This window comes from Brevibacillus sp. 7WMA2, from assembly GCF_010748895.1.
GTDB lineage: Bacteria > Bacillota > Bacilli > Brevibacillales > Brevibacillaceae > Brevibacillus_B > Brevibacillus_B halotolerans.
The window spans coordinates 195066-211425 of record NZ_CP048799.1; the positions used below are offsets into that span (position 1 = coordinate 195066).

The 16360-nt window shown below is 39.1% G+C and carries 11 protein-coding genes; 9 read left to right on the forward strand and 2 right to left on the reverse strand.

Annotated elements, in window-relative coordinates; translation table 11 throughout:
- Positions 1-115: 115 nt before the first annotated feature.
- The 5 genes from GOP56_RS01005 to GOP56_RS01025 all read left to right on the forward strand — a co-directional run bounded on the left by GOP56_RS01005 (position 116) and on the right by GOP56_RS01025 (position 7450).
- Positions 116-946 carry a CPBP family intramembrane glutamic endopeptidase gene (locus GOP56_RS01005; protein WP_163244252.1) on the forward strand — a complete coding sequence of 277 codons (831 nt, stop codon included), beginning with the start codon at positions 116-118 and terminating at the stop codon, positions 944-946.
- A 115-nt stretch (positions 947-1061) separates the two neighbouring features.
- Positions 1062-3020 (forward strand): BglG family transcription antiterminator, encoded by a 1959-nt coding sequence (locus GOP56_RS01010; protein WP_163244253.1) that lies wholly within the window; start codon positions 1062-1064, stop codon positions 3018-3020.
- A 143-nt stretch (positions 3021-3163) separates the two neighbouring features.
- The gene (locus GOP56_RS01015) at positions 3164-5104 is read left to right on the forward strand and encodes a PTS fructose transporter subunit IIABC (RefSeq protein ID WP_163244254.1); all 1941 of its coding nucleotides are present in this window, start codon (positions 3164-3166) and stop codon (positions 5102-5104) included.
- Positions 5105-5306: 202 nt separating this feature from the next.
- On the forward strand, positions 5307-5999 hold the full coding sequence (locus GOP56_RS01020; RefSeq protein ID WP_163246774.1) for a response regulator transcription factor: 693 nt from the start codon (positions 5307-5309) through the stop codon (positions 5997-5999).
- Positions 5981-7450, forward strand: coding sequence for a sensor histidine kinase (locus GOP56_RS01025; protein ID WP_163244255.1), 1470 nt, complete (start codon positions 5981-5983; stop codon positions 7448-7450). The genes GOP56_RS01020 and GOP56_RS01025 overlap by 19 nt, the downstream gene beginning before the upstream one ends.
- 222 nt (positions 7451-7672) lie before the next feature.
- On the opposite strand, the gene GOP56_RS01030 is transcribed toward GOP56_RS01025, so the two are convergent.
- Complete coding sequence (locus GOP56_RS01030) at positions 7673-8830, reverse strand: FtsW/RodA/SpoVE family cell cycle protein (RefSeq protein WP_035318937.1); 1158 nt, start codon at positions 8828-8830, stop codon at positions 7673-7675.
- Positions 8831-9059: 229 nt separating this feature from the next.
- On the reverse strand, positions 9060-11126 hold the full coding sequence (locus GOP56_RS01035; RefSeq protein ID WP_163244256.1) for a stalk domain-containing protein: 2067 nt from the start codon (positions 11124-11126) through the stop codon (positions 9060-9062).
- 369 nt (positions 11127-11495) lie between these two features.
- On the opposite strand from GOP56_RS01035, the gene GOP56_RS01040 reads away from it, so the two are divergent.
- The 4 genes from GOP56_RS01040 to GOP56_RS01055 all read left to right on the forward strand — a co-directional run bounded on the left by GOP56_RS01040 (position 11496) and on the right by GOP56_RS01055 (position 16176).
- Entirely contained in the window at positions 11496-12404 is a 909-nt protein-coding gene (locus GOP56_RS01040) for an ABC transporter substrate-binding protein (RefSeq protein ID WP_254068534.1), read from the forward strand.
- Positions 12405-13096: 692 nt separating this feature from the next.
- The gene (locus GOP56_RS01045) at positions 13097-13996 is read left to right on the forward strand and encodes a DUF4097 family beta strand repeat-containing protein (protein ID WP_163244257.1); all 900 of its coding nucleotides are present in this window, start codon (positions 13097-13099) and stop codon (positions 13994-13996) included.
- A 277-nt stretch (positions 13997-14273) separates the two neighbouring features.
- The gene (locus GOP56_RS01050; RefSeq protein ID WP_163244258.1) at positions 14274-14990 is read left to right on the forward strand and encodes an AAA family ATPase; all 717 of its coding nucleotides are present in this window, start codon (positions 14274-14276) and stop codon (positions 14988-14990) included.
- 157 nt (positions 14991-15147) lie between these two features.
- Positions 15148-16176, forward strand: a complete 1029-nt coding sequence (locus tag GOP56_RS01055) for an AI-2E family transporter (protein WP_163244259.1) — start codon at positions 15148-15150, stop codon at positions 16174-16176.
- The last annotated feature ends 184 nt before the right edge of the window (positions 16177-16360 follow it).

Sequence of the window (16360 nt, forward strand, 5' to 3'; positions counted from 1 at the left end):
ACAATTATATAAAAAATTAGTAAAGCTATGAACGTTTTGTTCTTCCTTTATAAATTCTTGAGAATTTCTATTTATGATGAATCATGTTCGTAGAGCTGGAAAGGAAGGATTCATCATGAAAATAAAAGGAATAAAAGCCGCGATTGTTTATAGTACTCTGGTTCTTGGATTGACCTTGTTTGCTAATGTTACAAAGATTTATTTGCTGATCGGGCTCGTTCAATTATCGCCTATGCTGGTATTAGGGCTAATGCTTCTATTTTTTTCAGAACGTAAAGCTACAATTCGATCCACTGGAATCGGAAAGCTTGGGAATTGGAAGTGGTACATTCTAGCGGGGGTCTCAGGTTTACCAATTCTTATCAGCTTTTTAGTGGCTTGGGGAATCGGTTATATTGCGCTCCCAACGGCTGCTTTTTTAAACACCGGAGCTGCTCATTTTACAGTATTTGAGTATGTTGGTTACATGACAAAAGCATTTTGGAGCCCAGCCATGCTGATCTCAATGGCGATTTTTGCATTCGGTGAAGAAATTGGATGGAGAGGATACCTACAACCCAAGCTAACGGAAACGTATGGAAGTAAGAGAGCAATTTTGGGAACCTCTATAGTATGGGCACTATTTCATTATCCGTTCTACTTAAATGGCTATAATGAAGATGGAAATTTTATTGTCACAATACTGCTGTTTACGATTATGATCTTTCCGCTTTCTGTTTTTATAGGGTGGATTCGTTTTGCAAGCGGTAGTATTTGGCCTGCGGTGCTTAGTCATACCATGATTAATCTTACTCGAAGCTGGTTGGAGCAGTTGTTTACAACAAAAGCAGAGGGATGGACTTACATAGCTGGAGAATCAGGTATGGTAACGATCATATTGTGGGGTTTTGTGGCCTGGTTCATCTGGCGCAGTTTGTCGCGAACAACAACATGCACTCCCATGTAACCCATGCTAGCTGGTGCGGTATATAGTATTTTCACCAATTCTATGGTATAAAAAGTGATGTTAAATCCGATAGATAACGTATATACCATTGTTAGCAGATAAGCAGGTGAATCAAATGAATGCGAGGCAAATAGAGATCTTGCGTATTCTATTAACACAATCCGACCAGCATGTATTAGTACAAGAGATAGCAGAAAAGGTAGGCTGCTCGGAAAAGACGATTCGCAATGATTGTAAAAGAATACAGGACTACCTTAGAGAGCATTCAAATGCCACCTTAATCCGAAAACCGGGATTAGGGGTTTTCCTAGAGATAGAAGAGCATGAAAAAGCAAGCTTATTTCACAAATTACACATAGTGAATCATCCAATCAAATATGAATCTGATGAAAAAATGATTCTTGAAATAGCTTATCAGTTAGTTATGAATGTAAAGCCCATAACTGTTCAGGAGCTTGCTTCCAAATACTTTGTCAACAAAGCGGTTATCAAAAAAAGTTTGGACAAAATTGAAAAGTGGCTAAACGTTTGGGGACTTACGTTGATCTCTAAGCAAAAAGTAGGTCTAATGATTGAAGGGAACGAAAAAGCCAAAAGAACTGCATTAGCCCGATTATCACAATTGACCAATAATTCTCAGCTTAGTGACTCATTTATTAAGGAGCAATTTTCATCCCATGAGGTTGAGATTGTCAAAAATGAATTAAAACAGCTCCAAAAGCGACATTCCTTCTTTTTTACGGATGAAACGCTGGAAGGGTTGATCGTACATGTTCTGCTGATGATTAGGCGAACAAAGCTTAAACAGCCTATTACTCTCTCAGAGAAAGAAAGAACCCTTCTACAAGATAAAAAAGAATATGAATGGACTGCTGAATTTCTTACATCATTGGAAGCTATTTTTGCAGTAAGGTTTCCAGAGGTTGAAATCACTTATCTGGCCTTACACATTTTGGGTGGTAAAATTCGTTATCAGCAAAAGAATGAACCATTGAAAATAGATGATTTTACTGAAAATAATCCAGTTCTTTCACAGCTTTTGTCACTATTGATTACGCGCATGTCTGAGTTTAATATGATTGAATTTATGAACGACCAAGCTTTACTGGACGGCTTGAAGGTTCATTTATATACAACTTTAAATCGCCTTACTTACGGTCTTCCTGTATCGAATCCGATGCTAAGTGATATAAAGAGAATGTATCCGTATATGTTTGATATGGTGCTTTGTGTATTAGAAGAGGTCTATCAATCGCTCTCTCTTTCAATACCTGAGGAGGAAGCAGCTTATCTTGTGTTACATTTTCAAGCTTCCATTGAGCGCTTTCATAGCAATCGGGAAAAAACAAAGAATGTTGTCATTGTTTGTCATATGGGGATTGGAATGTCTCAACTGTTACGAACAAAGCTCGAACGGAAATTTATTTCTATTCATATTGTAGCGTGTCTAGCTAAGGCTGATGTAAAAGAGTATCTTGCTAATCATGACGTAGACTTTGTTATATCGACTGTTTCGCTGCCTGAAATAAATATCCCTTATATTGTTATTTCTCCGTTATTAGGGGCTACGGAAGAAAAAAGACTAGAGAATTTTATTACACAACTGAATGAACCTGTACAGCAGGCACCGAAAGAATCTGTGCTTTTGAAATTTACCACTCCTTTTTTAGTTTTTTTACATCAGGATGCCAAACATCGCTATGAGTTGATTGAAATGCTTGCAACTGTTTTACATGAAAAAGGATTTGTGGAGAAGGAATACACGCATCATGCTATTACCCGGGAAAGAATGTCATCGACTAATATTGGTTCAGGTGTCGCTATCCCACATGGTAATCCCAAATTGATTAGACATTCAGCTATTGCGATTGCTACGTTGAAGGAACCAATTGAGTGGGGATCGGAAAAGGTATCACTCGTCTTCATGCTGGCAGTAAAGAATGACGATCAAGAGGATACGCGACAACTATTCCGGGAATTATCGTTTATCAGTGAACAGCCAGCTTTTATTCAAACGCTTATAAAGGAAACAGATAACATGCAATTTCTATCTCATTTTCACCAAAGCAAATAAAATCTCACATTTTGCTTTGCCTACTCCAAGGGAAATAAAATTCGTTTTTCCGGAAACTACGGAAAAAAACTAAACTTTTGTCCGATCGATTTCGCAGTATAGTATATGTAAGCGATTTCGAAATAGATAAAGGGGGATTAGTGATGAAACTCTTGGCGATTACTTCATGTCCTAATGGAATTGCCCATACGTATATGGCGGCAGAAAATCTCCAAAAAGCTGCTGATAAATTAGGTGTTCAGATGAAAGTGGAAACACAGGGCTCGATTGGAGTAGAAAATAAATTTACAGAACAGGAAATACGTGAAGCGGATGGTATCATTATTGCTGCTGATAAAACAGTCGACAAAGATCGCTTCATTGGGAAAAAGGTATTACTTGTTGGGGTTCAGGATGGTATACGCAAGCCTGAAGAGCTAATCAATTTAGTATCAAGTGGAGAAGTACCTATCTATCAGGGTCAAGCCAATGCGGTAGAGAACAAGACTACTGAGAAAGCTGATAAGCAAAACTCATTTTATCGTCATTTGATGAGTGGTGTATCCTACATGGTCCCATTCATCGTTATCGGCGGGCTATTAATCGCCATTGCCTTAACACTTGGAGGAGAAAAAACACCTGGTGGTTTGGTTATTCCAGATGCTTCATTCTGGAAGACCATTGAGAAGCTTGGCGCAGCCTCCTTTACCTTCATGGTTCCTATTCTTGCTGGTTTTATTGCCTTTAGTATTGCGGATCGACCAGGTCTTGCTCCTGGTATGATTGGTGGATTAATTGCCGCGAATGGGAGCTTCTATGGAAGTGAAGCAGGAGCTGGCTTTATCGGTGGTATTATTGCAGGTTTCTTAGCAGGTTATGTAGCATTAGGAATTAAAAGTATGAAAGTTCCAAAAGCCATCCAGCCTATTATGCCAATCATTATCATTCCGGTATTTGCTTCCCTTATTGTAGGTCTGGTGTTTGTCTATGTTATTGGATCGCCTATTGCACAGGTATTTGAGGCTTTAACAGCGTGGTTATCAAGCATGCAAGGTACAAGCTCCATTCTCTTAGCTATTATCCTAGGTGCTATGATTTCCTTTGATATGGGTGGGCCTGTTAATAAAGTTGCCTTCTTGTTCGGTTCTGCCATGATTGCAGAGGGAAACTATGATATCATGGGAGCCATTGCGGTTGCGATCTGTATCCCTCCAATTGGTATGGGTTTAGCTACTTTTATCAATAAGAAGAAATATCAGGATACTGAACGAGAAGCAGGGAAAGCGACATTTACAATGGGGTTATTTGGGATTACAGAAGGAGCTATTCCCTTCGCAGCTCAGGACCCATTCCGCGTTATTCCAAGTATCATGATTGGTTCCATCGTAGGTTCGGTTATCGCTATGGTGGGACATGTTGGAGATAAAGTAGCACATGGAGGCCCAATCGTTGCTGTACTTGGTGCTGTTGATAATGTTTTGATGTTCTTCCTCGCAGTTATTGTAGGTGCGATTGTAACAGCAGTATTGGTCAATATCTTAAAAAAAGATATACAAAATGGAAATGCTCCAGCTACAAAAGCAGTAGCAGATTCAACAACCAAGCAAAGCCTTCCTAAGGAAGAAAGAAAAGTAAAGCCTGTGGAAATTAAAAAACTAACTGATATTACCAGCTTAGAATTAATAGATGTAGATGTAGCAGGTGCAATACGCGATGAGGTCATTGATGAAATGATCCATAAGTTGAAGCGTGCAGGAGCAATTGATTCTACTTCCGAGTTCAAGCAGGCGATACTAAGCCGCGAACAAGAAAGCTCCACAGGAATTGGCATGAACATTGCTATTCCTCATGGAAAATCGGAGACCGTCCAAAAAACAAGCGTGGTGTTTGGGCTTAAACGTGACGGAGTAAATTGGAACAGTCTTGACGGGTCCGATGCAAAGTTAATTTTTATGATCGCTGTTCCAAAAGAGAGTGAAGGAAATGAACACTTAAAAATTCTTCAAATGCTATCTCGCAAGCTTATGGACGAAGGCTTTAGAGAACAGCTATTATCAATTAAAACAAAGGAAGAGGCCTACCAGCTATTGGGGTCTATTGAATAAAAAGCTATTCTAGCATCTGGAAGATGACTCATATAAATACTGGGATCAATAAAGGCCCTCTCTCCTTTTCTAAGGGGAGAGGGCCTTCCCTTTTCATCGTAAACCTAGAAAAGAAGGCAGATTGAGTACTTCTACTCCTTTTCTCTATGAATGTGAATGAGAGCCATGCAAATTAGATATGTACTAGACCGGAGGAGACATGATGAAACAGACGATTTTGCTTGTAGATGATGAACTAGATATGATAACGTTCATGCGCGATGCGTTAGAAGATGAAGGCTATGAAGTCATGACAGCATTACATGCTGAACAGGCGTTTCTGATGATCAGTGAGAAGCTGCCCGATCTAATTGTGCTTGATGTGATGATGCCTGGAACAGACGGATTTTCGTTTTGTAAACAAATGAGAGATAGGGTAGATGGACCGATCCTTTTTGTGAGCGCTAAACAAAGTGAGGCGGATCGCATTTATGGATTAGCAGTAGGCGGAGATGATTATTTAGTAAAACCGTTTAGCTTGCAGGAGCTTAAGGCACGGATTGCCGCTCATTTACGCCGTGAGCAGCGCTTGTTTAATCGGAAAAACCTCGGAATCATACGATTTGGACCGTTTACTCTGGATATACAAGGACATGAACTACGTTGTAACGAGATACTGATTCCACTTACGCTCAGGGAATTTTCTATCGTGGAACTGTTAGCACTTCACCCCGGGCAGGTGTTTGCACGAGAGCATATTTATCAAAAAGTCTGGGGGATTGATGCTACAGGTGACGACTCAACTGTAACGGAGCACATCAAAAATATACGTGCTAAGATGTTTACGGCTGATCCAGCCTATCGCTTTATCGAAACCATATGGGGAGTAGGATATAAATGGGGCACAGGCAGATGAAAAGCAAACGGACAGTAAAACGTCAATTTTTGATGTATTTTACTCTTACGCTTGGACTTAGCTTTATTATGACGATTGTGGCATGGAGTTTCATTTTCTGGGCTTTCTTCCAAGCAGGATCGTCATTTATAAGACCTGCCAACTATTATGAAAAACAGATGACAGCTATCCGATCATATATTAATGAGCAGGGAAGTCGTTTGTTACAGCAAGAAAAGAGGAAGGAGCTTGAGAACGTCATTCCTCTAGAAGGAATGGATTATGCGATTTATCTGTTAAATGGTAAGCAGTTGTACGGAACGATACAGCATTCGCCGATTTCAAACCAAAAGCAGCTGCTTACAATGCTAAATACCATCGAAAATGTCAAGGCAAATAAAATAAGGCATGTTCATCCGCTGGTAGATGAAACAGACTCGCTTCAAGGTGCAATTGTTCTCGAATATGGGCTGGCTGTATCCGGGGCAACTCCGGAGTTAATTCCTGTTGTAAAAATATTTAGACTCATGACGGTTTTATTGCCCTTTATTCTAGTGTGTGTATTTGCATGGATTTTTGGTCATCGATTTAACAAACAGCTAAATGAACCCATACAACAATTAATAGAAGGAACGAAGCGAGTACAGTCACGAGATTTGAATTTCACATTTTCGTATGAAGGTACGCAGGAATTGACTCAGCTTACACAGGCATTTGAAGATATGCGCAAGGCCTTATCTGATTCCCTACAAAGGGAAATGCATTTGGTGCAGGAACGGCGGGATATGGTAGCGGCGCTTGCTCATGATTTAAGAACCCCTTTAGCTATCATTCAAGGACATGTAGAGGGACTGATGAATGGCGGACCAAAACGTCAGGAACGGCTGGATAGCTATTTATTGACTATACAGAAAAACACGCAAAGGGCAGCAAGAATGATTGGAGAAATCAATGAGGTATCTGAAATGGAAAAGCCTGAGTTTCGGTTGCAATGGCAGGATGTAGATTTGCAACAATTCGTTCAAGACAAGGTATCTGACTATGAACAGCTCTGTCATCAATATAGGCTACATTTTCTTTGCAGCTATGAAGATCTGCGACAGAAACGAACCACTATTAAAATGGACCCTGACCGGATTGCACAAATAGTAGATAATGTAGTTTCCAACAGTAGCCGATTTACCGCTGAAAATGGGGAAATTCATTGGGAGCTGTGCATGACAGACCTTCAATGGACGATGAAGGTTAGTGATACTGGTTCGGGCTTTTCGAAGAGCAGTACTCCTTTTTTATTCGATAAATTTTATCAGGAGGATCGATTGCAACCACAGCGTAAGGGACATGTTGGACTTGGCTTGTACATTGTTAAATTGTTGACGATGAAACATGGCGGGACAGTTGAAGCTTCCAATACACCGGAGGGTGGTGCTTACGTGTTGTTCCATTTTCCAATCAGATCGGGAAAAGAATGAAGGATGTGTAAAAATGAATAAGGTTTTAGGAAATCGTTCTTCCACATGGAAAAGCGGGGATACATAAAGAAATCCATTTGTTATTAATTTACAAGTATGCTTCTGCCGAAAGAGCAGTTCAAATGGTAAGAAATGTACATTAGGAGGAAATGAAGAAAAAGAGGCTATTCCTGATTGCGATCGGATAGCCTCTTTTCTGTTGGAAAGTAATTTATATTTACTCTATCTCCTATACTGCTTGCGCATAGATAACACAATTCCAATCAATATCATGTTAGAAAGGAGCGAACTGCCACCATAAGATAAAAATGGCAAGGCTATTCCCTTTACTGGCATTAATCCAATGGTCATTCCAATGTTTTGAAAGGTTTGAAAGGTGAGGACAGCTACAATTCCAGAGCATACGCAGGCACAAAATATATCATTTGATTCATTCCCAATTTTTATCACACGATACATAAGAATAAAGAAGAGTGAAACAATCAGTACTGCAATGATATATCCACCTTCTTCTCCAATGGTTGCAAAAATAAAATCAGAATGCTTTTCAGGAATATAAACGTTTCCTTGTCCAATCCCTTTTCCTTCCAGTCCTCCAGAACCAATTGCTAACAGGCTCTGCATGGATTGATAGCCTTCATCTTTAAAGGTAGAGGGATCAAGCCATCCTAAAATCCTCTGTTGTCTGTGGCCACTAAAGAGCGAAAGGACATAGGTTCTGAATACATCAGGGAGTTCAAAATATAAATACAGCAAAAAGGATACCAAAAAGGCGGGAATTAATGAGAGTGTTAAGATTAATTTGGTTTGTAGCTGGGAAAGGAACATAATTGCTATTATGGAAATCAAATAGAGAATAACCATTCCAGTATCTGGCTGGGTATACACTAAAATAGACGGAAGCAGGGTTATACCTAGTAATTTGGCAATTAATAATAGATCGCTTCCAATGGTTTTCATAATATGTTTTTTTTGATGCTCCATTACCAGATAACTAGCCAAAAGGATAATGGCAACCTTTAAAAACTCTGATGGTTGAATGGAGCCTATACCTGGCAAGGAAAACCATCGCTTTGCCCCATTAAGTATAGGGGCAATTTTTTCTGGAGAAAATTTAAGAACGATAATACAAAGCAGACAAAAAACATAAAAAACCCAAGATAATTTCTTAATCTGTTCCATATCTAAAATAGAAATATAGAGCATCAGAGCAAATCCAATTACATAGTATATGGTTTGTTTTCCGACGAAGTTTGTCTGTCCGTATTGACCCGTTTGCTGACTACTATAAATAAAGAGAAGGCTAGTAGTGAGAAAAATAACAAGGATTAGCATGATGAGCCAGTCTAGTTTTTTCAGATGTTTGTAAATTATGTTCATGTAAAAGTCCTCTGGTTTCAAATAAGTATGAGCCTTGAAAAAATCAACAACGATCATTTAGGCTCATATTATATTACGAATGATGTAGGCGTGAGGTAACAAGCTTCTAAAAAACAATTCTTGTATCAACGCCTTGTCATCCCACGAGGATAAAGGCATACCACAGGTACCACTATGAATTTTATCAAAAAAGGCACTTGCAAAGGGGAGCTTCGCAAGTGCCTTATTCTTATTTAAAAATAACTACGCTAGAGGATGCTTCATCCCAAGACATGTTAAAACGTAAATTGTCTGTAATCGTACGTATTGGCAGCATTGGGATATTGTTTTTCAATTGAACAGCATCTGTCATGTTGTAATTCTTGCCATTAATAGAAACGACCTTTGATCCAACTTTAAATACCATGGTTGTGTTGCCACTTTTAACAGTAGCGCCTGTTTTTGTGTAGGATGTGCTTACTTTTAGTCCATCACGAATAAAAGTAGCCGGTACCATTGTGTTACCATTCACAGTTTGTGGTGCTGCAGCTAATGGGAAGGTTTTCCCTTGGGATTTATAGGAAGCTGTACCCACTTTGAAGCTAATCCCGTTTTGGGCACCTACCATTACTTGACGAGTGAACAGTGGGTTTCTTTCCTCAGATGTATAAACCCCAATATTATACACATTGGATGCTGCCGGTGTTTGAAGTTTAGCATTTTCATTGATGGTTACACTTACTGCTTGACCTGCAGGAATAGCAAGTGATGGATAGATAACCAGATTCTGACCACGAGTGCCTACATAGCTAGGATACGCACCATTTACTGTCACAGCATTGGTTGCGATCGTAGTAGGGACACGGAAAGAAGTTGGCATCGCTACTTCAATGAAATCATTCGTATTCAGTCCAACTCCTAGCGCTTTAATCCCAACTGTCATACCTGAAATTGCATTTGGATTCGGCTTACTCAATTTTACCGTAGCAGTGCTGTTATTCACTGGCACGGGGGTTGGAGTAGGATTCGTTGGGTTCGTTGGGTTAGTTGGATATGTCGGATTCGTAGGTGTTACGGAAGTACCTGAAACAGTAAAAGATTTTGAACGGTAGGTAACATCATTATGCTTTACAGCCATTTCATAACTACCTGACGTTGTTGGGTTCTTAATAAAGGCTTCCATTTTAAAGTCGATACGAATTTTATCAGTGCTAGAGAAATTACTCGGTGTTCTCAGAGAAATCGTGCGTCCAGATATATTTGCCGAGCTAACCTGTGTACCATTAATTGTTGCTGATGTAGCAGACATGTAACCAGGTAGCATATCTTGGGACGGGAATTCGATATAAATATCGTTACCGTATCGTAGGTCTTCTTTTAATTTTACTTCCATGGATACAGTTGTACGTGCACCAACTGAGCTATCTGATAGGGAAACACTATAGTCGCTGCTAACAGAAGAAGAGCCCTTCTTCACATCAAATTCTTTTGATGTATAGGTCGTGTTTTTGTACTCAACTTCAATTTTATAGGAAGAGCTGGAGGATGGAGTTTTAAAGCCAGCCCCTTTTTTGAATGAAATCTCAAGTTTTTTCTCATCATTATCCTTGGAGCTCGGTTTAATTTTTACCGTTCTACCAGAGACGCTGACATCTTTCGGAGTGTGACCGTTAATTTCTACATCGTCTGTGCTGAGTCTGCTTGGAACCATGCTAGATTCAGGGAAAGTAACCTCAATATATTTTGAATCGTCCAATTTGTCTTCTAACGTAAATTTAGATAGCTCAATAGAGGTTTTTTCATCTGAGTAGCTACTGCCTAAAGACACAGAGAAAGCATTTTTTTCACTGCCGCTTTTGCTAGAAGAGCCTTTTGATTTTGTGATCTCGATTTTTTCATCATCATCACTATCGCCATCATCGACGGAGATTTTGTAATCGTCGGCTTTATCAGGGTTGATAACATCTTCAATGACGATTTTGACATCATCGCCTTTACCGATATTTTTGCTTAGTTCAATCGTAATTTTACCCTTTTTAACAGTAACATCCTTTGGTTCCTTACCATTTACTTCCACAGAACTAGTTTTAACTTTGTCCAGGTCAAAATCAGAATCAAAATCTACCTCAATCTCGTTTGTTTTCTTGTCTGATTCAAACTTTATCGTATAGGTAGTTTTCTCACCTGCTTTGGTGCTCTTGGCGTTGATAGATAAACTAGATACAGCATAAGCACCTTGTGGCACAGAGAGTAGGGGTGTGATTGCCAGAGTTGTGGCTAGCAGTAAGAATGCGCTTTTTTTCATTTGTTTCCTCATTGTTTTCCTCCTGAATATCCATAAAATTTTGCCTGTAGACAGCAACCTACTCCCTCTTTAAGCCATAAAACAGGGCAAAACAAAGGGAAGTCGTTGATAACCCCAAAGCATATTTTTGGTAATCGTAAATAGAGACGTTGGGGAAGGGAATAAGTTACACAGAAAATGAGAAAAATTCGCCATTTTTTTGCTCAAATGTGTTCTCCCATTAAAAAGGAGCTGGGTTCCCGATTTCTACCATATGGCAAAATTTAATATAGACTTCTTTTGGATAGAAAGTTAAAATGTGGACTGAAGAAATGGTTGATAATCGTTATCAAAATCATGAGTTTCTGTGTAACGATCTGACTTACATATTGGAGGATGAACATGCTACATTTCACACAACGAGGCTTCATGCCGATTATGCTGCTGCTTCTAGCTTTGATAGTTAGTGCTTGCAATACGACACCAAACACAGTGTCGCAGCCAAATAACGCGGGTAATTCTTCTGCTGAAAAAAAGACAAAGGTCTTTAAAGATGCCACGGGAGAAATCGAAATTCCTACTCATCCAGAGCGTATTGTCAGCATTACTTTTTTAGGTGATTTGGCAGCGCTGGGTGTAAAACCGGTAGGAGCTGGATCAATTGCCCTAGAGAATTCAGTATTGCTGTCTAAAGAGCTGGAGGGCGTGGAAAATGTAGGGGATGTTTCCATTGAGAAAGTGATGCAGCTAAAGCCAGATTTAATCATTGTACCAACCTATTTGCCTTCAGAAATGACGGAGCAGTTGAAAAAAATTGCCCCGACGGTTTCTTTACCTTCGGGAACACTTGAAGGTACTGACCCAATTGAGGAGGTTCGGACTTTTGGAAGGCTATTAGGAAAAGAATCGGAAGCGGAAGCATTTATTACTCGTTATAATGAAAAAGCTAAAGCGGCTAAAGAAAAAGTAAAAGCCATGATTGGATCAAATGAAACAGTAGGTAGCTACTCAATCTGGGCCAAAAATTTCTGGGTGTGGCCAAAAACACGTGATGCTGGCTACAATCTGATGGAAATGTTTGAGTTAAAGCCGGTAGAGAAAGTGAAACAAGAGATTTTCCCAACTCGTCAAGGGAAGGATATTTCCTTAGAGCTTTTGCCTGATTATGCTGCTGATCACATGTTTATCAGCGTATATGAACCAGACGGTGGAGCAGAGCGTGCAAAGGAAATCATGAACAGTCCAATCTGGAAAAATCTAGAGGCAGTAAAGCATAATCATGTATACATGCTTGATTCCAAGAAGTTTTGAATGACAGATGGATTGAATTTGGAGAAGCAGTTGGATATCATTGTTGATCTAATTGAAAGTAAGAATAAGCAATAAGCTAAAGAAAAAGGCACCAGGAACGCCTGAACCTGATAAATGGGGTGGAAAGGTTACGAATGTAGAAGGCTTATTTAAGATGAAGCCAGATCATATTATTGGTTAGCTGATAATGATAAAAATGTGTTAGAAGAAAGCAGTCTCTGGAAAGGGCTACAGGCAGTGAAAAATGGAAGAGTATATCGAATGACCAGTAGGCAAAATTACAATGAGGCATTTTTCGCTCTTGGCAAACAAGCTCTGATGGAACAGGTAAGTAAGGCAATTTTGCAGAAGGAAAAGGAATAAATTAAGTCATAACGCTTATTTCTCCGAATAATAGACAGTAATCTGTCCGTTATTCGGTTTTTTTCATTTATAATGAGGGAAGACATAGAGAGAAGGGGATAGCTACAAAAGTAATCAAGCTGATACGAACTTAGAGAAGTTGTTGAGCTGTACATGCAACCATTGGTTTCAGAGTGGAAAATGTTTGCTACTAGTGTCCATAACATCATTGAGGGGGATGAGGAGTGAATAACGTTACTAGATAGTACGATTGTAAGTTCAAAACATGTAGCTTCTTAACGACATCTGGCTAATGTAGTTGTCTAGAAGGTAAATAGGAGAGGGTTCAGGTGAGAAAATCAGCTATCGTAGGCGTACTGTTTATTATAATAGGTGTCATGGGATGTGTAGGCTGGGTTTTACAAGGGGGAATTTATGGACAAAAAGCAGCAAGTATCATTAACGAAAAGGCGATCGAGCATACACAATTCAAACAACTTATAGTGGATAGTGCTAGTAAGGATATTCATATTGTTCCAAGTAATGATGATTACATAAAGATTCGGTTGAACGAGAAATCTGGATGGTTTGGTACCAGAAATACAGAGCTACAAGTAACAGAGGAGAATGATAAGCTTCTGATTGCAACAACACGCCCTCCGACTTGGTTTAGCCTTAATTTTAGCATGGATGACGAAGGTTTAACTATCTCGCTTCCCCAAAAAACGTGGGAAAAAATGAAGCTTAGCAGCACTTCAGGTAATATCACGGCGGGCGATGTGTTTGCCAAAGAATTTGTAGCATCCAGTACATCCGGGGACATAGAGATGAAACAGCTTGAAAGTGAAAAGAGTGATATTCAGGTTACTTCAGGAAATGTGGAAATCTCCAGGCTTGTCGCTACGTATTCAACATTTGAATCTACCTCAGGTGACATAGACGTACAAGAAGCAACTGGAGAGATAAAAGCAAATAGTACCTCAGGAAACATTGATCTAAAGACGGCTGAAGTGGCGCACAATCTAACCTTGGAAGCATCTAGTGGTAATATTAATATCGTTACGACGAAACAGCCTATAGATACCCGGCTTGTAGCAAAGACATCCTCTGGAGAGATTCAGACCAATCTAGAAGGATTCCGCTTCAACAGCATCTCGAATCATAACGTAGAGGCCACGAATGGCAAAGAGATCAAACGTACCGTTCACATTCAAACAACCTCAGGAGATATCGCATTTATGCAACGATAGGAAAAAGGAGACAATAATACTACACGATTAGGCTTAGAGGATAATTTTCATCGTGTAAGACTTCTATGTGTTTCTCTTTTTTTTACATACAATTTAAGTACGATGCTAAGCAAGAAGGGAAGCCAAAAAAGTATAAGTTTACAAAAAAGCAACGTAGAGGTCTTACACGATGTTGTATAATAAAGACAAGCTTTTATTCAAATCGGGTTTTACATAAACGAATTCAGGCTTTTAATAAGCAAGGATACTTAGATGAACAAATAGGAAGGTGTAGAACGTGTATCTTCGCCAAGTGCGGCTGCTAACTGAAAAATACCCTAATCGTAAGGAGTATCCCTTTTCGATTCCTGCACTGCAAAACCTAGAGAGTTTATCGCTTGATAAAAATATCACCTTTTTTGTAGGTGAGAATGGATCGGGAAAATCTACTCTGCTAGAAGCCATTGCTTATCAATGCGATTTCCATACAGCGGGTGGGGGCAGACATAATTACTATGAAGTGGATGCTTCCGATGCCCCTTTAGGGGAGTATATTCAGTTATCGTGGCTACCTAAGATTACGAAGGGTTTTTTTTTGCGGGCAGAAACCTTCTATCAGTTTGCTAGTCATATAGACAGTATAAACGGCACGGGTAGCTACGGAGGACGTTCCTTACATGCTCAGTCACACGGTGAATCGTTTCTCTCTCTTTTTCGCAATCGGTTTGGTCATAAAGCAATTTATTTACTAGACGAGCCGGAAGCGGCCTTGTCACCTGCACGACAGCTTTCCTTATTACGTTTAATGAAAGATCTAGAGAGATCAGCACAGTTTATTATTGCTACGCATTCACCGATACTACTAGCATTTCCAGGAGCACAAATTTATAACTTTGACCAATCTCCTATTGCGACGACTAGCTATGAGCAAACATTGCACTACCAGATTACGAAACGGTTTTTAGAAAATAAAGAGGCAATGCTTGCAGAGTTATTTCGTGATGAGGATGAATAATTATATTCTTATCGGCATGTAATGGGATAGAGAGGAAAAAAATGGACTTGGATTCACTAACATGTTACTTTACTAATATACGTACCTTCATTTGAAACCAGATTACGTTATTAAACGTATTAAGATATACCAACATAAAGGAGCACGAAACCCTTATATGACCTCTCTAAAAGAAGTATTTAAAAGTACAATCATGAAAAAAATTATTGTATTACTTATCTTAATTGCACTTGTCTACATGTTTCGAAGTATGATGAACATGATCTTGCTCTTTTTTATCATTACCTTTTTGATGAACGAATTGCATCAATTTCTTGTTCGTCGGCTGAGCATCGAGCGAAAGGTACTGAAGAAAGTCACATTGATTCTCCAGTATGCAGTGTTTATTTCACTGATTGTCATTGGGTTACTACGATTTTTACCGAGTGTGATTACTGAATTATCGCCGCTTGTACAGCAAGTGATTGCTTTTTATGAGAAACCGATTATTCCAGTGGATAATTTTATACTAGAATTCATGGTAGAGTCGTTGCAAAAGATTAACCTAGCAAGCTATGTGAATAATGGGATGGAATTTTTAGTTGGTGTTGTTACCAATGCAAGTAAGCTAGGTATCAATTTTGTGATTGCCATGATTTTAAGTCTTTTCTTCCTGCTGGAAAAAGAAAAGATCTTCTTTTTAACCTCGAAAGTAAGAACAAGCAAGCTATCTTATTTCTATGAGGATTTTCGTTCCTTTGGGAATAAGTTTACACAGTCCTTTGGAAAAGTAATTGAAGTACAATTTATGATCTCCTTGGTTAACTGCATTATGTCAATAATTGCTTTATGGATTATGGATTTTCCGCATCTATTTGCATTAGGAATCATGATTTTCGTACTTGGCTTGATTCCGGTGGCAGGTGTCATTATTTCATTGATTCCTCTGTGTGCTATCGCTTTTAGTATTGGGGGCTTTATCAAGATTATCTATGTACTTATCATGATTGCTGTATTGCATGCTATCGAAGCCTATCTGCTAAATCCAAAGCTAATGTCGTCCAAAACCAAGTTACCGATCTTTGTTACATTTGCTGTATTGATTATCTCAGAACACTTTATCGGGGTATGGGGACTGATACTGGGGATTCCGATCTTCATATTCCTACTGGATTTACTTGAAGTTAAATTTATGGAAAAGCAGTGATTTGTACAGAAAAAAGCCTAACGTATTTCCTTGTGGAAAGGAGCGTTGGGCTTTTTACTCATAGAAAAGCCAATATTTGTCGTTACATAAAAGAAGAGAATTTTAGATTGCTGGCTCCGGAAAGCGGAAGGAGGCACACATGGTAAACGAACGAAGGATTGTAATCTTTCTAGTTATTCTGTTC

What these genes read in the sequence shown, in the direction of transcription:
- GOP56_RS01010 (WP_163244253.1), top strand. Translation starts at nt 1,062, where the DNA reads ATGAATGCGAGGCAAATAGAGATCTTGCGTATTCTATTAACACAATCC.
- GOP56_RS01040 (WP_254068534.1), top strand. Translation starts at nt 11,496, where the DNA reads ATGCTACATTTCACACAACGAGGCTTCATGCCGATTATGCTGCTGCTT.
- GOP56_RS01020 (WP_163246774.1), top strand. Translation starts at nt 5,307, where the DNA reads ATGAAACAGACGATTTTGCTTGTAGATGATGAACTAGATATGATAACG.
- GOP56_RS01055 (WP_163244259.1), top strand. Translation starts at nt 15,148, where the DNA reads ATGACCTCTCTAAAAGAAGTATTTAAAAGTACAATCATGAAAAAAATT.
- GOP56_RS01015 (WP_163244254.1), top strand. Translation starts at nt 3,164, where the DNA reads ATGAAACTCTTGGCGATTACTTCATGTCCTAATGGAATTGCCCATACG.
- GOP56_RS01005 (WP_163244252.1), top strand. Translation starts at nt 116, where the DNA reads ATGAAAATAAAAGGAATAAAAGCCGCGATTGTTTATAGTACTCTGGTT.
- GOP56_RS01025 (WP_163244255.1), top strand. Translation starts at nt 5,981, where the DNA reads ATGGGGCACAGGCAGATGAAAAGCAAACGGACAGTAAAACGTCAATTT.
- GOP56_RS01035 (WP_163244256.1), bottom strand. Translation starts at nt 11,126, where the DNA reads ATGAGGAAACAAATGAAAAAAAGCGCATTCTTACTGCTAGCCACAACT.
- GOP56_RS01030 (WP_035318937.1), bottom strand. Translation starts at nt 8,830, where the DNA reads ATGAACATAATTTACAAACATCTGAAAAAACTAGACTGGCTCATCATG.